General features: G+C 69.5%; 22 protein-coding genes. 9 read left to right on the forward strand and 13 right to left on the reverse strand.

Features of this window, described 5'->3' with window-relative positions; translation table 11 throughout:
• The first annotated feature begins 137 nt into the window (after positions 1-137).
• The gene (locus CFN78_RS13020) at positions 138-1742 is read left to right on the forward strand and encodes a helix-turn-helix domain-containing protein (RefSeq protein WP_205660506.1); all 1605 of its coding nucleotides are present in this window, start codon (positions 138-140) and stop codon (positions 1740-1742) included.
• 96 nt (positions 1743-1838) lie between these two features.
• Here CFN78_RS13020 and CFN78_RS13025 read toward each other — a convergent pair whose 3' ends face one another.
• The 10 genes from CFN78_RS13025 to CFN78_RS13070 all read right to left on the reverse strand — a co-directional run bounded on the left by CFN78_RS13025 (position 1839) and on the right by CFN78_RS13070 (position 12045).
• Entirely contained in the window at positions 1839-2333 is a 495-nt protein-coding gene (locus CFN78_RS13025) for a hypothetical protein (RefSeq protein WP_133116340.1), read from the reverse strand.
• A complete protein-coding gene (locus CFN78_RS28720) occupies positions 2330-2875 on the reverse strand; it encodes a putative T7SS-secreted protein (RefSeq protein WP_133116341.1) in 546 nt (181 codons plus the stop codon). The genes CFN78_RS13025 and CFN78_RS28720 overlap by 4 nt, the downstream gene beginning before the upstream one ends.
• A gap of 437 nt (positions 2876-3312) precedes the next feature.
• Positions 3313-4710, reverse strand: coding sequence for an amidase (locus CFN78_RS13035; protein WP_094863045.1), 1398 nt, complete (start codon positions 4708-4710; stop codon positions 3313-3315).
• Between the two features lie 16 nt (positions 4711-4726).
• Positions 4727-5503, reverse strand: coding sequence for an SDR family NAD(P)-dependent oxidoreductase (locus CFN78_RS13040; protein ID WP_094863046.1), 777 nt, complete (start codon positions 5501-5503; stop codon positions 4727-4729).
• Complete coding sequence (locus CFN78_RS13045) at positions 5500-6942, reverse strand: aldehyde dehydrogenase family protein (RefSeq protein ID WP_094863047.1); 1443 nt, start codon at positions 6940-6942, stop codon at positions 5500-5502. The genes CFN78_RS13040 and CFN78_RS13045 overlap by 4 nt, the downstream gene beginning before the upstream one ends.
• Positions 6942-7772 carry an ABC transporter ATP-binding protein gene (locus CFN78_RS13050; RefSeq protein WP_094863048.1) on the reverse strand — a complete coding sequence of 277 codons (831 nt, stop codon included), beginning with the start codon at positions 7770-7772 and terminating at the stop codon, positions 6942-6944. The genes CFN78_RS13045 and CFN78_RS13050 overlap by 1 nt, the downstream gene beginning before the upstream one ends.
• Before the next feature lie 58 nt (positions 7773-7830).
• Positions 7831-8607, reverse strand: a complete 777-nt coding sequence (locus CFN78_RS13055) for an ATP-binding cassette domain-containing protein (RefSeq protein WP_094863049.1) — start codon at positions 8605-8607, stop codon at positions 7831-7833.
• Entirely contained in the window at positions 8604-9443 is an 840-nt protein-coding gene (locus CFN78_RS13060) for an ABC transporter permease (RefSeq protein WP_094863050.1), read from the reverse strand. Before CFN78_RS13060 ends, CFN78_RS13055 begins: the two co-directional genes overlap by 4 nt.
• Positions 9444-10388: an ABC transporter permease gene (locus CFN78_RS13065; RefSeq protein ID WP_094863303.1), complete on the reverse strand. Its 945-nt coding sequence runs from the start codon at positions 10386-10388 to the stop codon at positions 9444-9446. It lies immediately after the preceding gene.
• A 166-nt stretch (positions 10389-10554) separates the two neighbouring features.
• Positions 10555-12045 carry an ABC transporter substrate-binding protein gene (locus CFN78_RS13070; protein WP_094863051.1) on the reverse strand — a complete coding sequence of 497 codons (1491 nt, stop codon included), beginning with the start codon at positions 12043-12045 and terminating at the stop codon, positions 10555-10557.
• A gap of 136 nt (positions 12046-12181) precedes the next feature.
• Here CFN78_RS13070 and CFN78_RS13075 point away from each other — a divergent pair, with 136 nt between their 5' ends.
• From CFN78_RS13075 to CFN78_RS13090, 4 genes are all read left to right on the forward strand, one after another.
• Entirely contained in the window at positions 12182-12919 is a 738-nt protein-coding gene (locus tag CFN78_RS13075) for a FadR/GntR family transcriptional regulator (protein WP_094863304.1), read from the forward strand.
• Positions 12920-13051: 132 nt separating this feature from the next.
• Complete coding sequence (locus CFN78_RS13080) at positions 13052-13435, forward strand: AAA family ATPase (protein WP_240519431.1); 384 nt, start codon at positions 13052-13054, stop codon at positions 13433-13435.
• Positions 13436-13697: 262 nt separating this feature from the next.
• The gene (locus CFN78_RS13085) at positions 13698-14177 is read left to right on the forward strand and encodes a pyridoxamine 5'-phosphate oxidase family protein (RefSeq protein WP_094863052.1); all 480 of its coding nucleotides are present in this window, start codon (positions 13698-13700) and stop codon (positions 14175-14177) included.
• A 195-nt stretch (positions 14178-14372) separates the two neighbouring features.
• Entirely contained in the window at positions 14373-14900 is a 528-nt protein-coding gene (locus tag CFN78_RS13090) for a DinB family protein (RefSeq protein ID WP_094863053.1), read from the forward strand.
• A 48-nt stretch (positions 14901-14948) separates the two neighbouring features.
• Here the strand turns inward: CFN78_RS13090 and CFN78_RS13095 are convergent, their stop codons facing one another.
• The gene (locus CFN78_RS13095) at positions 14949-15323 is read right to left on the reverse strand and encodes a VOC family protein (protein WP_094863054.1); all 375 of its coding nucleotides are present in this window, start codon (positions 15321-15323) and stop codon (positions 14949-14951) included.
• Between the two features lie 80 nt (positions 15324-15403).
• On the opposite strand from CFN78_RS13095, the gene CFN78_RS30100 reads away from it, so the two are divergent.
• Complete coding sequence (locus tag CFN78_RS30100) at positions 15404-15529, forward strand: hypothetical protein (protein WP_276307332.1); 126 nt, start codon at positions 15404-15406, stop codon at positions 15527-15529.
• Between the two features lie 98 nt (positions 15530-15627).
• Positions 15628-15990: a VOC family protein gene (locus tag CFN78_RS13100; protein WP_094863055.1), complete on the forward strand. Its 363-nt coding sequence runs from the start codon at positions 15628-15630 to the stop codon at positions 15988-15990.
• Between the two features lie 583 nt (positions 15991-16573).
• Here CFN78_RS13100 and CFN78_RS13110 read toward each other — a convergent pair.
• Together CFN78_RS13110 and CFN78_RS13115 are read right to left on the reverse strand one after the other, a co-directional pair.
• Positions 16574-16756 carry a DUF397 domain-containing protein gene (locus CFN78_RS13110; protein ID WP_094863056.1) on the reverse strand — a complete coding sequence of 61 codons (183 nt, stop codon included), beginning with the start codon at positions 16754-16756 and terminating at the stop codon, positions 16574-16576.
• On the reverse strand, positions 16731-17594 hold the full coding sequence (locus CFN78_RS13115) for a helix-turn-helix domain-containing protein (RefSeq protein ID WP_094863057.1): 864 nt from the start codon (positions 17592-17594) through the stop codon (positions 16731-16733). The genes CFN78_RS13110 and CFN78_RS13115 overlap by 26 nt, the downstream gene beginning before the upstream one ends.
• A gap of 103 nt (positions 17595-17697) precedes the next feature.
• On the opposite strand from CFN78_RS13115, the gene CFN78_RS13120 reads away from it, so the two are divergent.
• Both CFN78_RS13120 and CFN78_RS13125 read left to right on the forward strand, forming a co-directional pair.
• Entirely contained in the window at positions 17698-17889 is a 192-nt protein-coding gene (locus CFN78_RS13120; protein ID WP_094863058.1) for an HC3 family zinc finger protein, read from the forward strand.
• On the forward strand, positions 17886-18164 hold the full coding sequence (locus CFN78_RS13125; protein ID WP_094863059.1) for a hypothetical protein: 279 nt from the start codon (positions 17886-17888) through the stop codon (positions 18162-18164). The genes CFN78_RS13120 and CFN78_RS13125 overlap by 4 nt, the downstream gene beginning before the upstream one ends.
• Positions 18165-18228 lie beyond the last annotated feature (64 nt).

The following is an 18228-nucleotide window of genomic DNA, read 5'->3' on the forward strand; positions in this document are numbered from 1 at the left end:
CACCACCGCGGCAAGGTTCTCCCCGTCCCGATCCCGCATGGGACGGCCGAATGGGCACTGTCCAGCGGATTCACCCCATCGATGGGACGCGTTGTGCGATCCTCGATCGGGTTTCCGGACACGCGAGGAGGAGGGCGTTGGACGCGTCCGAAGGGCTGGCGGACCTACTGCTGGCGTTGAAGGAACGCAGCGGGCTGAGCTATTCGGAACTCGCCCGCCGCACCTACACCAGCAGTTCCACGCTGCATCGTTACTGCCTGGGCAAGGGCGTCCCTGGCGACTACCAGTCGGTCGCGAAGATCGCCCAGGAATGCGGCGCGTCGGACGACGAGCTGCACGAACTCCTGCTCCGCTGGCGGCGCGCCACCGGACCGGCGACCGAACGGCCCGCCGAACCGGAACCCGCCGCCGAGATCTCCGCCGTGCCACCGGACGCCCCGGTTCGCCGCCGCTCCCGGTTGCCCGTCGCGGTCGCGCTCGCCGCGGTGCTGGCGTTGCTCGCGGCGACCTCCAGCGCGCCACGGAGCGCCCCGGGCGATCCGGCGTCCGTACAGGTGCCCACCGGCCATCCGTGGGTGAACGACCCGTCGCCGGTACCCACCGAATTCTTCGGCGTGACGATGAACAGCACCTCCGGGACGATGCCGGCGTTCCGGGTCGGCAGCGTGCGGTTCTGGGACAGCCGCACCCGCTGGGCGAACCTGCAACCGCACCGCGACGCCTACGACTGGGCGACGCTGGACCGGTTGGTCGAAGGCGCGCGACGGGCCGGACTGCCGTCCATGTTCACGCTCGGCGGCACGCCGGAATGGGCGGCTCCGAACGCCCCGAAGGGCGTCTACCGGGACAGCTCCCGCTCCGGCCCGCCGGACGATCTCGCCGACTGGGACCGGTTCGTCCGGACGCTGACGGAGCGGTACCAGGGCCGGATCGAGGCGTACGAGCTGTGGGTGAGCGCGACCGATCCGAAGCTCTACGCGGGTTCGGTCGAGACGTTGGTGGAGATGACGCGCCGGGCGGCGGAGATCATCCGTTCCGAGGACGGCGAGGCCACGGTCGTCTGCCCCTCGATGGGTGAACTGTGGCAGCCCCAGGGACGCGAACTGCTGCGCCGGTTCGCCGAACTCGGCGGGTACGACCACTGCGACGTGGCCGGGGTGAAGCTGCACCAGCGCGACGCGGCCGACCCGCCGGAAACGCTGGTGGGGCTGCTCGCCGACATCGACGACGTGCTGCACGCGGCCGGGGTGCACCCTCGGCTGTGGAACACCGGGACGACGTACGACATCCAGTTCCAGGGCCCGCTGGATCCCCGCCGGGCCGCCGACCACGCGATGCGCTTCTACCTCGCCGGCCTGTACGGGCGGGAGTTCGGGCTGGCGCGAATGTACTTCTACAACTGGGGTTCCGGCCGGTTGCCGCTCGTCCTGCAGGCGGAGGGCAGCCAGCCGACCGGAGCGGCGCTGGCCGTGGCGGAGTTGCAACGCTGGCTGGCCGACTCGCGGAGCCGTGCCTGCGGGCAGGGGTCGCGGATCGGCCTCCCGGAGAACGTGTGGCAATGCGAGTTCGTCCGCGACGACGGCAAGCCGCTGACCGTCCGCTGGACCAGCGGCGGCACCGCGCGAACCCCGGCCGGTCCCGGCGCGGAGTCCACCACCGGCGTCGACGGCCAGACCACGCCGCTGGCGCCGGGCGCGACGGTGACCGTCACCGAGACACCGACGCTGATCACCTACGCCTGACGGGCGTGGAACACAAACTCGGACGCGAGTTGTCCGGCGGCGCCCTGGCGACATGATCGCGGAGCGAGTTCTCCGACCGGCACTGACGGAAACCGGTCAGCGGCTGGTGCGGTACAGGTCCTTGAACTCACGCAGGACGTCCAGGTGGGCGCCGATCTCGGACTTGCGGGCGAGCCTGATCCGCCAGGCGAACCCGACCGCCACCACCCCCAGTACCGCCATCGCGGCCCCGATGTTCACCGCGATCGCCGATTCCTCTTGCAGACCGATGATCAGCGGGAACGGGGCGACGGCCAGCAACAGCCCGGCGATCCAGCCTGGCCGGAGGAACTTGCGAAGCCAGTGGTTGTTCCGCGTACGAAGCAGATTCAGCTCGGCGGGCGCCAGCGGGTCGAAACCGTGCTCGACCTGGAACCGCCGCGCCCGGTCGGCCACGGCGGGATGTTCCCGCAATTCGGCGGGCTGTACGCCGTGCAGCCTGGGTTCGTCCGTCGACGGTCCCGAGGTGACCGTGGTCCCGGGACGGGTGAGCGGCACGACGCCCGCGACCATCCAGCGCCGGTGGACCTCCCAGCCGGCCGAGTTGATCACCCGGTCCCGTTCCTCGGCTTGCCGCCGGAGGGTTTCCACCGACTCGGTGGCCTCGCCCGCCGCTTTGTCGGTCGCCGCCGAGGCGTTCGAATCGGCATTGGCCTGCTGCCCCAGGGTCGGCGAGTCGTTGGGGTTGTTGATGGCGTTGTTGAACGACTGGGTAGCGGTCGCGTGTGCCTGTTCGGCGGCCGCGAGCAGCTGCTTTTCCTTCTCCAGCGCCGCGCGCAGATCGTTCTCGATCGACGCCGCGTCCTTCTGTACTGCCTGAGTTCGTCCGCCCAGTCCTTCAGCGCGTTACCCGCGTGCTCCATCGCCCAGTGCGCGTCACCGAGGTAGCCGGGCAGGTCCTCGATGTTCTCGGCGAACTTCTTCGCCGCCTCGCCGGTCCAGACGTCGCGGTTGTCCTTGACGGCGTTCAGCGCGTTGCGCGCCTCGTCGGCGTAGGTGGCGGTGCCGGTCAGGTCGGTGGCCAGCCCCGCCAGCGTGTCGACGTTGCCGCGCGCCGGGTCATAGCCGATGCACGGGTACTTGTCGGCGCCCATCAGACCTCACCCGCCTGCTCGAGGCTCGCGGACATCTTCTGCAGGTTCTCCCGGATGCCGTCTTCCAGTTCCTGGTAGCCCTGCTTGGCTTTGTCCAGTCCTTCGGAGATCTGATCGACCGCTTCCTGGATTTCGCCGAGGCCTTCCTCCCCGACCTCCTTGAAATCCGCGCACGCCTCGTCGAGCTCGTCCGAACCGATGGAGTCAGGGCCCAGAATCGCGAGCTTTTCCGTCGCTCCCTTGATGTTTCCTTGGTCCGGGCCAAATTCTTCTGCAAGGCGTCCAAGCCACCGATGTCCACTGTGAAATCAGGCATCGCGGCCCCGTCGTCGATGTGTCAGGTCGCCGGCGCCTGTTCCTCCCTGGGCGGCCGCTCGGCGCGGCCGACCGTAGCAAACCGGACAGTGCGCAGGGGGCGTTATGAGCGGATCGAGTGGTCAGAAACCGCCCGGCCAGGGACGTTGCTGCGGGCGGACGCGCTCGAACGCCGCGGCTGCACGCAGCACGCCGAGGTCGTCAAAGCGCCGTCCGGCGATCTGCAGGCCGACGGGCTGGCCCTCGGGGGTGTACCCGCAGTTGAGCGACACGGCGGGCTGGCCGGACATGTTGTACGGCAGGGTGAACACGATGTGCTCGAACGGCCGCGCCGGATCGCCGGTCGGCGATGCCGCGTCGGCGGCCGGGGCGGACACCGGGCAGGCGGGCGAGAGCACGAGGTCGTACGCCCCGGTCGCCCGCAGCGCGGCCACGCTGATCGTGTCGATCCGGGTGAACCCGCGGTACACCTCGACACCGGACAGTCTCGCGCCCCCGGACGCCCACTCGGCGATGTAGGGCAGCACGGTGGCCCGCCGCTGTTCGGTGAGCGCCGCCATGTCCGCCCAGGCGCGGGCCCGCCAGAACCGGTCCAGCCCGTCGAGCATGTCACGGGTGAGGAACGGATCGACGTTCTCGACGATCGCGCCGTGCGCCTCGAACAACCGGGCGGCGGCGGTCACGGCGTCCCGCACGGCCGGCTCGACGTCGAGGCCGATGCCAGGATCGAGTTGCAGGCCCACGCGCAGCCCGTCGAGTTGCCGGTCGAGGTCGTGCCAGGACAGTTCCTCGGGCGGGAGGCTGAGGTGGTCCCGGACGTCGGCGCCGGAGAGCACCTCCATCAGCAGCGCGGCATCGGCGACCGTGCGCGTCATCGGCCCGGCGACGCGACCGAGGAACGGCGGGTCCACCGGCACCCGCCCGAAGCTGGGCTTGAGGCCGACGAGGCCGCACCAGCCGGCGGGGAGTCGGATCGAACCGCCGATGTCGGTGCCGACGTGCAGCGGGCCGTACCCGGCGGCGGCCGCCGCGCCCGCCCCGGCGCTGGACCCGCCCGGCGTGCGCTCGGTGTCCCACGGATTCCTTGCCGCGGCGTGGAAACTGGACAGCCCGGAGGTGAGCATTCCGTAGTCGGGCATCGTCGTCTTGCCGATCAGCACGCCACCGGATTCGCGGATCCTGGCGGCGGCGGGGGCGTCCTCGGTGGCGGGACGCAGGGTCGTGGCGGCCGTGCCCAGCGGCACCGGGGTGCCCTCGGTGGCGATGTTCTCCTTCAGCGTCAACGGAATCCCGTCGACCGGGCCCAGCGGCGTACCAGCCTGCCAGCGTTGCTCGGACGCCTTGGCCGCGGCCCGCGCGGCGTCCGGGTCGGCGGCGTAGAGGGCGTGCAGTCGCGGTTCGAGCACGTCGGCGCGGCGCAGCACCGCCTCGGTCACCTCGACCGGTGACAGGCCGCGCGCCGCGTACTCCTCACGCAGCCGGGTCGCGCTCAGCTCGGCCAGCTCCGTCGGTTCCGTCATCGAGTGAACCTCCAGCTCATGCGGCGGGTGGGTCGAAGCGTCCGTCGATCGCCGTCCAGCCGCCGTCGACGGGCAGGACCGCGCCGGTGACGAAGCTCGCCGCGTCGGAGGCCAGGTAGACGACGGCGCCCGCCAGCTCGTCCGGACGCGCCCAACGCCCCAGCGCGCTCTTCTCCGCGTAGGCGCGATACCACTCCGGTGACGCCTTGATCTGGGCGGTCAGCGGGGTTTCCACGACGCCGGGTGCGATGGCGTTCACCCGCACCCCGGCCGGGCCGAACTCGGCCGCCGCGGTGCGGAAGAGCTGCACCAGCCCGGCCTTGGTGGCGGCGTAGACGCCCTGGCCCGGCTCGACGGTGGTACCGCGGATCGAGGAGAAACCGATGATGCTGCCACGTCCGCGTTCCACCATGCCCGCACCGAACGCCCGGACGACGTCGAAGGTCGCGCCGAGATTGAGCCGGACGACACGGTCGAACTCCTCGTGGCTGTAGTCGAGCAGCCGCTTGCGGACGTTCATCGCTGCGGTCAGCACGACGACGTCCGGATCGCCGAGTTCATCGGCGGCCCGGTGCACGGCATCGGTATCGAGCAGGTCGATCTGGTACGCAGTCGCCGCGTCACCGATCGAGGTGGCGGTGTCCTCGGCGGCGGCCAGGTCCCGGTCGGCGCAGACGACGGTCGCGCCGTGCGCGGCGAGCGCCTGCGCCGACTCGCGGCCGATGCCGCTGCCCGCGCCGAGCACCACCGCGGTACGTCCGTCCAATCGGAACAGTCGCGTGTAGTCGGTCATGGCCGGATCACCGCCATCCTGGTCACGGTCAGCTCCTCGATCGCGAAACGCGGGCCCTCCCGGCCGATACCGGAATCCTTGACGCCGCCGTAGGGCATGGTGTCGCTGCGGAATCCGGGCACCTCGTTCACCACGACGCCGCCCACCTCCAGCCGGTCGATGGCGTGCATGGCGGTACGCAGCGAGGTGCTGAACACGCTGGCGTGCAACCCGTAACGGGAGGCGTTGACGGCCTCGAAAGCGCTGTCCACATCGGACACGGTGCGCAGGCAGACGACGGGGCCGAAGACCTCGGCGTCCCAGCAGTCCGCGCCGTCGGGCACGTCGGCGAGCACCGTCGGCCGGACGATCCCCTCGGACGCCCCGCCGCCGGCGAGTACCCGCCCCCCGGCGTCGATGGCGGCGTCCACCCAGGCGAGCACCCGTTTCGTGGACGTCTCGTCGATCAGCGCGGACACCCGGGTCGCCGGGTCGCGCGGGTCGCCGGTCGTCACCTCGGGGAGCCGGTCGAGCAGCCGGCGGGCGAACTCCTCGGCGACCGATTCGACGACGAGTACCCGCTGCACGGAGATACAGGCCTGCCCGGAAGCGTAGAAGCCGCCGCGCAGCACCGCGTCCGCCGCGGCGTCCAGATCGGCGTCCCCGGCGACGACCAGCGCCGCGTTGGAGCCGAGTTCCAGCAGGGTTTTGCGGGGCGCGGCGTCCCGGGCGATCCGGTGGCCGACCGGCGCGGAACCGGTGAACGACACCGCACCCGCCCGCTCGTCGGTGACCAGCCTGGAGCCGACCTCGGCGTCCCCGGTGACCAGTTGCGCCATCGCCTGCGGCGCGCCCGCGTCCTGGGCTGCCCGGCGGACGAGGTCGAGCAGCCACAGGGTGGCGAGCGGGGTCGTCGGCGCCGGTTTGCAGATCACCGGGCAGCCGGCGGCGATGGCCGGCGCGATCTTGTGCGAGGCGAGCAACAGCGGGTAGTTGAACCCGGCGATGCCGATGACGACGCCGATCGGCCGCCGGGTCCAGAACCCGAGCAGCCCGTCACCCGAGGGCAGCAGGTCGAGCGGCACCGTCTCGCCGTGCAGCCGGGCGACCTCCTCCGCCGCCGCCTGCCACGTGACGAGCGTGCGGGCGACCTCGACCCGGCAGTCCACGAGCGGTTTGCCGGTCTCCAGGACGAGCAGGTCCTCGAACTCACCGCGACGTTCGCCGAGCGCGGTCCCGACGGCCGAGAGCACCGCGCGCCGGACGTGCGAGGGCAGTGCCGCGACCTCCTTCGCCGCCGCGACCGCCTCGTCCACAGCTCGGCGGGCCAGGTCGGCGTTACCAACGGGGGCCTGCGCGACGATGCTGCCGTCGAAGGGAAACCGCACCGGTTCGTGGGTTTCGACGGTGACCCAGCCGTCGCCGATCGGCAGCCCGGCCGGGTACGGCGCCTCGAACATCAATCCTCCTCGTACGACTGCGACTGGTTCTGCGGCTGCGTGCCGAGGCGGGCCAGCGCGTCACGCAACCTCGGCGCGGCAGCGATCAGCTCGCGGGTGTACTCGTGCTCCGGTTCGTCGTAGACGGTGTCCACCGGGCCCTGCTCGACGATCTCGCCCGCCCGCATCACGGCGACGCGGTCGCAGAGGTGCCGGACGACCGCGAGGTCGTGCGAGACGAACACCAGCGTCAGGTCGAAGCGGTCCACCAGATCGGCGAGCAGATCGAGGATCTGCTTGCGCACCAGCACGTCCAGCGCGCTGACGGCCTCGTCGGCGAGCAGCACCTTCGGCCGGGGCGCGAGCGCGCGGGCGATGGAGATGCGCTGACGTTGCCCGCCGGAGAACTGGTGCGGATAGCGGCCCGCGGCGTCGGCGGGCAGGCCGACGGCGTCGAGCAGTTCGGTGACCCGCTCGTGCCGGTCCGGAGCGCGGCCGAGCGTTTCGCAGACGATGTCGCGTACCCGCATCCGCGGGTCCAGCGAGCCCATCGGGTCCTGGAAGACGATCTGCATCTCCTCGCGCAGGAACCGCAGATCGCGTTCGCGGACGCCGTTGACGCGCTTGCCGTCGAAGCGGATCTCGCCGGAGGTGGGGGTGTCCAGCGCGGCGAGCAGCCGGACGAGGGTGGACTTGCCGGAGCCGGACTCGCCGACGATGCCGAACCGTTCGCCCGCCTCCACGTCGAAGGACACCCCGCGCAGCGCCTCCACCGAATCGCGTCCGCCGAACAGCGAGCTACGCGGGCGACGGTAGCTGCGGTGCAGGTCCCGTACCTCGATCAGGCTCATGCGCCCTCCGATTCGCTCGCACGCTCGCTCAAACACACCGATTCGCTCGCAAGCTCGCTCATGCCGTCTCCAGGTCCGATGCCGCGAGCAGCTTCCGGGTGTAATCGTGTTCGGGTGCGCTCAGCACCTGGTGCGTGGTGCCGGACTCGACGACCCGCCCCTCGTGCATCACCAGCACCCGCTCGCACATTCCGGCCACCACGGCCAGGTCGTGCGTGATGAACAGCAGCGCAGTGCCGGATTCCGTTGTGCGGGAACGGATCTCGTCCAGAATGCGGGCCTGCACGGTGACGTCGAGCGCGGTCGTCGGCTCGTCGCAGACGAGCAGCGGCGGATCGTTCGCCAGCGCGATCGCCAGCACCACGCGCTGACGCTGGCCACCGGAGAGCTGGTGCGGGTACGTCCGCGCGGTACGTTCCGGATCGGGCAGGCCCATCGTGCCCAGCAGCTCCACGGCCCGACGGTGGGCGTCCCGGCGGCCGGATCGCGTGCCGTGCACCAGCATCGCCTCGGCCACCTGCCGCCCGACCCGCATCGAAGGGTTGAGCGCCGTCATCGGTTCCTGGAACACCATCGCCAGCTCGCGTCCGCGCAGCGACGACATCGTCCGTTCACCCGCACCGACCAACTCGACCTCGCCGAGTGTCGCGGAACCGGTGGCGGTCAGGCCGTCCGGCAGCAGGCCGAGCAACGCGGACGCGGTGAGCGACTTGCCGGAACCGGACTCGCCGATCAGCCCGACCCGCTCGCCTGCCCCGATCTCCAGGTCCACTCCGGACACCAGCGCCGAACCGCCTGCCGTGACGCCGAGGTCGCGTACCCGCAACAAGGTCATCGCCGCACCTCCAGCTTCGGGTCGAAGCGGTCGCGCAGCCCGTCGCCCAGCAGGTTGAAGCCGAGCACGGCGATCGCGATGGCGATCCCCGGTACCAGGGCGAGACGTGGTTGCACGGCAAGGAGTTCCTGCGACTCCTGCAACATCCGCCCCCAGGACGGTGTCGGCGGGGCGGTGCCGAAGCCGAGGAACGACAGCGCCGCCTCGCTCAGCACGGCGATCGCGAAGGACACCGAGGACTGGACCACGACGAGCCCGGAGATGTTCGGCAGCACGTGCCGTCCGGCGATGAACAGCCGGGAACGCCCCGAGGCACGGGCGGCGAGCACGTACTCGGTGCTCATCACCTGCAGGGTGCCGGAGCGGGCGATCCGGGCGAACGACGGGATGGTGGCGATACCGATCGCGATCATCGCCGTGAGCGTGCTGGCGCCGTAGACCGCGCCGAACATGATCGCCAGCAGCAGAGCCGGGAACGCGAGCACGAGATCGCCTGCGCGCATGACGAACTCGCCGAGCCAGTTGCGTGACATCCCGGCCAGGATGCCCAGCGGTGTGCCGATGACGGCGGCGATCCCGACGGCCACCACGCCGACGTAGAGTGTGGTGCGCGCGCCGACCATGAGCTGGCTGGCGAGGTCGCGGCCGAACTTGTCGGTGCCCAGCACGTAGTCGCCGGTCGGGCCGAGCAGCCGGGCGCTCGCCTCGACGAGCAGCGGATCGTGCGGGGTCCAGACGAACGACACCAGCGCGGCCAGCACGACGAGGCCGACGAGTACCGCGCCCGCGACGAGGGCGAGCGGGCGGGAGCGGTGGGTGTTCTGCACGGCTGCCATCTACGAACCTCGCAGTCTGGGATCGACGACGGCGTAGAGCAGGTCCACCAGGAAGTTCACCAGCAGCACGCCCACCACCAGCACCAGCACGATCCCTTGCACCGCAAGGAGATCACGGGAGGCGACCGAGTCGAGCAGCATGCTGCCGAGCCCGGGCAGCACGAACACCCGCTCCACCACGACGGCACCGACGAGCAGCGTGGCGAGTTGCAGGCCCAGCACGGTGACCACCGGGACGGCGGCGTTGCGCAGTCCGTGCCGGATCAGCGCCGGGTACGGCCGCAGGCCCTTCGAGCGGGCGGTACGCAGGTAGTCCTCACGCAGCACGTCGAGTACCGAGGAACGCACATACCGGGTGAGCACGGCACCCTGCACCAGGCCGAGTGACAACGCGGGCAGGACCAGTCCACTGAGGAACGCGCCCGCGTCCTGGTTCGGCGGGGTCCAGCCACCGGAGGGCAACCAGCCGAGCCGGACGGCGAACACCTGAACGAGGATGATCCCGGCGAGGAACGCGGGCACGGCCACGCCGAGCTGGGACAGTCCGGACAGCGCGGTGCCGGCGGGGCGGCGGTGCCAGACGGCGGCGACGGTACCGAGCGGAAGGGCGATCAGCGCGGCGACCGCCATGCCCGCGCCCACCAGCCACATCGTCACGCCGAGCCGGTCCAGCAACTGTGGCCCGATGGGTTCGCGCGTCACGTAGGACTGACCGAAGTCGCCGGCGAAGACGCCGCCGATCCAGTCCAGGTACTGGGTGAGCAGCGGACGGTCGATGCCGAACTCCGCGCGGGTCTGCGCGACCAGTTCCGGCGTCGCGTTGACGCCGAGCGCGACCTGCGCCGGGTCGCCCGGCAGCACCGCCATGAAGAAGAACACGACGACGGAGGCCACCACCACGCTCACGGCCAGGATGGCGAGCCGCCGCAACGCGAGGATCAGCACGGCACCCTCCCGCAATTCGTCGACATATTGCGCTTCCCAGGACCGCAATTCGTCGACATATTGCGATCCATCGTGCACAAGGCATCGCAATACGTCGACATATTGCGCTTCCCAGGACCGCAATATGTCGACGTATTGCGGTGCCGGGCGGGTGCTCGGGAGGTCATCACGCACGCCCCAGGCGGGTGAGGTCGAAGGACTCGGTGACCTGGTTCTGTGCCAGGCCGGTGACCTTCTTCTTCGCCACCATGACGTTCGGGAAGAGGAACAGCCAGTTGGCGGCGGCGTCGGCGTCGAGCGTGCGCGCGACCTCCCGCATGACGCCCGCCTGCTCCTCCGGGGTGCCCGCGTCGGCCCGTGCCAGCAGCTCGGTGACCTGCGGATTGTCGTAACCCCAGTAGAACGACGGCTTGCCGAAGGTGACGATGTCGCGCGCCTCGACGTGCTGCACGATCGACAGGTCGTAGTCGTGCTCGGTGAACACCTGCTTGAGCCAGACGGCCGGGAAGTCGAGCGGTTCGATGGTGACGTTCACGCCGACCTTGCTCAGCTCCGAGGACACCACCTGCGCCGAGGACACCGCGTACGGCAGGTTCGGGATCCGCAGCCGCAGGGACAGGTTCTCCTTGCCCGCCTCACGCAGCAACGCCTTCGCCTGCTCGGGATCGTGCGGCTGGGCCCCGGAGAGGTCCTCGTACCAGGGGTCGGTGGGCGGGACCATGCTGCCGAGCAGCGTGCCGCGCCCGGCCCAGGCCGTGTCCAGCAGCGCGCGCCGGTCGATCGCGAGGGTCAGCGCCCGGCGTACCCGCGGGTCGGCGAGTTCGGGGCGCTTGTTGTTGTACGCCAGCACGACTTCGCTGTTGGTGGTGCCCTGGACGACGTTGAAGCGGTTGTCCTTCTCGAACTGGGGCACCGAATCGGGCGCGACGATCGAGGAGATGACGTCGATGCCGTTGCTCAGCAGCGCGTTGTTCAGCGCCGTCGCGTCCTTGTAGTACTTCAGGTAGACGGTCTGGTAGGCCGGTTTGGCACCCCAGTAGGCGGGGTTCTCGCTCAGCGTCACCGAGTCGCCGCGGCGGCGCTGGGCGAACACGTACGGCCCGGTGCCGATCGGCTTGTTCGCCAGGTCGCCGACGCCGGTGGGGCTGAACATCGCGCCGATCCGGCTGGTCATGCCGAACAACCAGGCGTTGCTGGGTTTGCTCAGCACGACCCTGGCCCGCAGCGGATCGACCACCTCGACGCGATCCACGACGTCCATTGTGGACTTCACCGAGATCGTCCAGTCGGTCTTCACCCGGTCCACGGAGAACTTGACGTCCTCGGCGGTGAAGGGCGCGCCGTTGCTGAAGGTGACGCCGGGCCGGAGGGTGAAGTCGTAGACCAGCCGGTCCGGGCTGACGGTCCAGGATTCGGCCAGCGCGGGCCCGATGCGTCCCTGCTCGTCGAGCTTCACCAGGGTCTCGTAGACGTTGTAGAGCAGGGCCTGCGGGATCGCGGCACCGTCGGTGCGGGTGAAGTCGAGGTTCTGCGGTTCGGCGGTGAACCCCACGGCCAGCGCGGAGTCGCCACCGGCGACGAACGCGCTCGATCCCGCCGAGCAGCCCGTGATCGCGAGCAGCACCGCCGCCGCGATCGCACCCAGACGGACCTTCATGAGAACTCCAACCCCAGCGCTGAACCTAGTATGCTGGTCGGACCAGTAGCCTAGGGTTACATCGGCGGGGACGTAGGTCAAGGGCTCACGGCCGGCCCGGTGCACGGACACCGGGGTGTCGGAGGGGGTGCGCGCGATGCGGTTCGAGCCGGTCACGACGGTGCGCGCGTACGAGCGGATCGTCGAGCAGATCGAGCAGGCGGTGCTGTCCGGGCAGCTCTCCCCCGGCGAACGGCTGCCCGGCGAACGGGAGCTGATGACGCAGTTCGGCGTCAGCCGGTCGACCGTGCGCGAGGCGCTGCGGGTGTTGCAGGCCGGGGACGTCATCCGTTCCAAACCGGGCGACCCGCGCGGGCCGGAGGTGCTGGGCGCCTCGGCCGCGACCCTGCAGAAGTCGATGCACCGGCTGGCCAGGGCCGAGCACATGGGGCTGGGCGAGCTGTTGCAGTTCCGGATGCTGCTGGAGGGTTCGGCGTACCTGCTGGCCGCGCGCTTCCGTTCGGACACCCAGCTCGCCGAGATGCAGGCCGCGCTCGAGGCGATGCGCGCCGAGGAGGACTACCACGAGTTCAGCCGCGCGGACGTCGCGTTCCACGACGCCGTCGCCCGTGCCACGCAGAACCCGCTGATCGTCGTCTGCGGCGAGGTGGTGCGGGGCGTGGTGCTGGACCTGATCGAGGACAAACTCGCCCACGCCGACGACCGGCGGGCCCTGATGAGTGCCTCGCTGCGCCACCACACCGAGGTGCTGGAGGCCGTGCGTTCCGGCGACGGGGAACTGGCCTCCCGCCTGGCCCGCCACGCCCTGCACGACTACTACGCCGACTACCTGCCGCCCGCCGAACGCCCCCGCCTGGCCCCCCTCCTCGACTGACCACCACCCCGTGTCGCGCGCTACGACATGCCGTGTCGCGCGTTCGGGCACCCCGTGTCGCGCCCCTGGGCACCCCGTGTCGGGCGTTCGGGCAGGCTGGCCGGGAATCCGTAACCGGAGAGGGGTAGTGCCGTGGCGATCGAGACCGGTGCCGTCGTGGTGATCACCGGCGTGATGGCGTCCGGGAAGTCGACGGTGGCCGAGGCCCTGTGCGCCCGGTTGCCGCGCAGCGCACACGTCCGCGGGGACGTCTTCCGCCGGATGATCGCTTCCGGCCGGGTCGACCTCCCACCGGACGCCGACACCGAGGCGGCCGCGCAGTTGCGGCTGCGTTACCGGATCTCCGCGATGGTCGCCGAGGAGTACGCGCGCGCCGGGTTCACCGCCGTGGTGCAGGACGTCATCCTGGGTGACCACCTCGACGGTTACGTCCGCTCGATCGGCCGCCCGGTGTACGTGGTCGTGCTCGACCCGGACGACGACGCTGTTGCCGCCCGTGAAGCTGGCCGCGGCTAGACGGGCTACGGCGACTGGAGCGTCGACGCGCTGACCTCCGTGCTGCGCAAGGAAACCCCACGCCTCGGACTCTGGCTGGACACCTCCACACAGACACCGGAGCAGACCGTCGACGCGATCCTCGACGGCCTGTCCGCCGCGAAACGCTGACGCACAGCCCCTTGCCATCGGGACATCCGCTCAGAACGTGACGACCAGTCGTGGAATATCCGGCTCCACCACGCGGTTCCGGCATCAACGATCTTCGGCTTCAGGAGTGCGTATGTCCGCGAATGACACCGCAGGCGAGGCACGGCGACCGGGAAGGCTGACCCGCTCGGAACGGGAGGACTTCCTCGCGCAGCCACATATCGGAGTGCTGTGCGTGGTCGACGACGGTGACCGGCCTCCGCTGGCGCTGCCGACCTGGTACGCGTACCGGCCGGGCGGCAACCTCGCCGTCGTCACGCGCAAGGACCGACGCAAGTCGCGCCTGATCGCGCGGGCCGGGTCGCTGTCCTTCTCCGTTCAGTGGACGGAGAAGCCGTACCGGTACGTCACCGTCGAGGGCACCGTCGTCAAACAGGCGCGGCCGACGAGGGAAGAACTGGTCAGCATCGGCAGCCGGTACATTCCCGCCGACCAGATCGAGGCGTGGGCGGAGTGGGAACTCGGCGGTGGCAACGGCAACGGCGAGCCCGAGTACGTCGAGATCCGGCCGGATCGCTGGCTGACCGCGGACTTCTCCTCGACCGACGGCTGAGAGCTGATCGTTCAGGATGTCGCCGCGCGTTCGGCCGCGCTGCGCAGTACGCAGAACTCGTTGCCCTCGGCAATACCCCACATGTGACATGTTTCTGCAAGTGACGGGATCTAGCCGACCAGGCCAGGTGGCCGCGTGATCAGCGCGCACGCCAGTCCGATGGGCGGCTGTGCGGACGGGTGGCAAGATTTACCTATGCCTGCTTCTCGCCTCGAACTACTGCGCTGGCAGTTCGACCTGGTCTGGTCGCTTTTCGAACTACACCTCGACCAGTTGGCTTCCGAGGATTTCCGCTGGGAGCCGGCCGGTCACACCTGGACTGTTCGATCGAGCGACGACGGGACGTGGGTACCGGATTTCGCCGAAACCGAGCCGGACCCCATCCCGATCCCCACCATCGCGTGGACCACCTGGCACATCGGCTGGTGGTGGACGGTGACGATCGACCACGCGCAGGAGCGAACGCCGCGGGACCGCACGGAGATCAAGTGGCCCGGTGACGGGCAGCCAACCATCGACTGGCTGCGCGGCCTCCGCGCGGACTGGCTGGCCGTGCTGGGCCGGCTCACCGACGCCGAACTGGACGGTACCGCGCCGTTCCCGTGGCAGAACGACCCCGAAATGACCGTGGCCCACATGGTCGGCTGGGTGAACGCCGAGCTGATGAAGAACGCCGCCGAGATCGGGCAGCTCCGGCTGCTGCGCGCCGTGCCCGCGGCATGAACCCGCTCAGCGTCGGCCAGGTCTCCTCACCTCGCTGCCACGACGTGATCACGCGGCTCGGTCGGATTCGCTGCGCAGTACGCAGAACTCGTTGCCCTCCGGATCGGCCAGCACCACCCAGCCGGTGCCGTCGTCCTGACGCCGGTCGTCGACGACGGACGCTCCGGCGGCGATCAGCCGTTCGACGTCCTCGTCCCGGCGTACCTGCGGCTGGAGGCACAGGTGCATCCGGTTCTTCACGGTCTTCGGCTCGGGAACCTTGATGAACAGCAGTTCCTGGTCTTCGCCGATGGGGATGCCGACCTCGTCGTCGCCGGGCTGGTCCTCCGGACCGACAGGCAGGTGCAGTACCTGGCTCCAGAACTGGCCGAGCCGGTACGGATCGGCACAGTCCACGGCAATGTTCACGATGAGTGGGGTCATCGGGAAAGTCTCGTACCGCCGGGACGCTGCCCGCCACCCGTTTAACAGCCAGCAGAGATTTGGCCATGTCCTGAAGGCCGATGAGATCGAGGAGCCGACGTTTCTCGGCGGCCTCGCTGCCGGACGCGGCGGTTGCCGTCGACCACATCTGGTACGCCGAATTCGACACCACCGTCATCCACCGTTCGCTGTCCTCACACGGTTAGGGGCCGCACGTTTGAATTGGCTCGGACGGTTGCTGACGAACAATCTCGACGGTTCGGTCCGCGAGCAGTCCGCTTACGGGGAACGTAGTGTTGGGGCAATGATCACCCACATCGGTACAGCCATGATGTACGTGTCCGACCAGGAGAAATCGCTGGGCTTCTACCGTGACGTGCTGGGTTTCTCAGTCGTCACAGATCAAGACATGGGGGGCGGCACTCGTTGGTTGGAGGTTGCACCCCCAGACGGTTCGACCACTATCGCACTGCACGATGCTGCGGCCGAAAACAAGCAGCCGGGTGAGGGCGCCTATCTAACATTCGCCTGTGACGATGTCGCAGCCACGGTCGATGAGCTGCGTGGCAAGGGTGCGGAAGTTTCTGACCCAGATGAGCAGCCGTGGGGGACTTTCGCTTTCGTCGAGGGTCCTGACGGCCATCGCGTCCAGATACACCGCAAGTGAACGTCGGCCGGTGAGAACGTACCCGGGCGCCGTGCGGGCCTGATGGGCCAACGGCGGAAAAGATACGACCGGGCCCAACTACAAGCCGCCGTTCGCGCGCCGGTCATCGGGACAGTCTCGTACCGCAGGGACGCCGCAGGCCCCCCGTTGAACGGCCGGCAGAAATTCGGCCATCTTCGCGCAAGTGCGTGCCCGGTACCCATGAGCGAACGCTCACCTCGGTTCAACAGGTCAGTGCGAGTAATTCGTCGATCACCGGCTCTATAGGTGAGGTGCGCGATCACGGCCATCGGCGCGACCACCCGACTCCAGGCATACAGCCTGTCCCCGTCGAGTCCGCACGCGACCGCCACCCGCTGACAACGGGCCTCGACACCCTCGTGTCCGGCACCTGCCACCACGGCGTGCCGGAACGCACGACACGGGGTGCTGTACCGCGCGACACGGGGTGCCCAAACGCGCGACACGGCATGTCGTAGCGCCCGACACGGGGTGCCGGAGCGCACGACACGGCATGACGTAGCGCCCGACACGGCGTGCAGTACCGCCCGACACGAGGGGTCGGGGGGCGCGACACGCGAGGTTAGCTGGGGGTGTGCCGGAGGTGCGTGAGGGCGGCCGACCAGGCGTCGGGGGTGAACGTCAAGGTTCCGCCGTCGCGGTCCTTGGTATCCCGGACGCCGACCCGAGCGGCCACGGCGACCTCGACACAGTTGGATTCTTCTCCGCTGTGGCTCGACTTACGCCAGCTCGATCCGTTGCGCACTGTCTTTCCACCTTGCCTGGTATCGGGTGATCAGACCCGCCGATTCTGTCTCACTCAGTGCAACAGAATCTACTGCAGTCAACGTGCCGATGTAGGGATCGGTCTGCCTGTCCTCATCCATGAAGACGCTCGACCTCACCAACTCGACGTGGACGACAGTCGGTGAATCGGCGAACTCGAGTGCGATGAACGCACCCAACTGCGCCCGAGGGGGCACCGACCCGATCGGCACGATCCGGACCGAAACATTCGGCCACCTGCTGACCTCACGAAGGTGGGCCAGTTGGGCGGCGGCCGTCACGCCGCCGCCAACCGCCGTGTGCAACGCCGCTTCGCCCACGTACGCGACATACTGCACTTCACCTGCGAGTATGCGTTGTCGTCTGGCCCTGGCTCGCACCCGGGAATCGATCACCGACTCCGCGACTCCCACGGAACCCAGCCATGCGCGTGAGAATGCGGAGGTTTGCAGCAGCCCAGGTATCAGCAACGGAGCCCAGTCAGCGATTCTGACGGCTTCGCTTTCGAAATCCGCCAAGGTAGCGAGTCCCGCAGGCAGTTCCGGAACGCTTTGTTCCCACCAGCCTGGTTCGTCCATGGCGCGGGCGATGGCGAGCAGGTCGTCGCGTTGCTGTCCGCGAACCCGGTAGACACCGAGCAACTGCGCGACCTCCTCCACCGACATGTTCCGCTTGCCGGTCTCCAGCCGGGACAGCATCGACTTGTCCCAGTCGATCGCCTCGGCGGCGTCGCGCAGGTTCAGCCCGGCGTTCTCCCGGCACGAGCGCAACCGCGCGCCGAGCCCTTTCGCCTTGGCACCGGGGGATTTCCGGGGCACGAGAACCTCCGCTGTCTCGTTGTGGCAACCGGATTGCCGAGAGTGTACGAGTGGCTACGGTTGACGCAAGAGCAGTACCGGAAGGCGCACCGAAGGAGGAACGATGTTGCGGTGGCAGCAGGCGGAGGGGCTTCGGCACGCCCTGCTGGGGCGACCGCCGACCGAGGGCGGCAGCTTTGTTTCCTTGTGCGGCAAGGAATTGACCGTCGCACGCGGGGACATCCCGGAACTCGGCGGCCGCTGGTTCGACCCGACATGCACCGGCTGCGAACGGGAATGGCTGACGCGGGTATGAACGAGACCGACGCCGCACTGCTCAATCGCGTCCGCAGGCTGCATCGCACGCTGACCCAGCGGACCGTGTTGCTGACCCACGTCCGGTCCGAAGTGGACGTCTACGCCGAGGGTCTGCGCGACCTCGGCGGCGAACTGCACCGGCTCGGTGCCGACCTGCTCGCCCGGGTCGCGGAGCTCGACGCGCAGCCACCCGGGGACATGGACCCGTCGCCGCGGATCGCCGCGCTGGCGGGCAGGCTCGTCACGCTGAGCCAGCCCCCGTACGACGGCTGACCCCGTCCGCAGCAGCGCGTGTACGCGCTCGGTCACCGGCCCGACTACCCGTTGGTCGTTGCGG

Origin of the sequence: Amycolatopsis antarctica (assembly GCF_002262875.1) — a bacterium.
Classification (GTDB): Bacteria; Actinomycetota; Actinomycetes; order Mycobacteriales; family Pseudonocardiaceae; genus Amycolatopsis; species Amycolatopsis antarctica.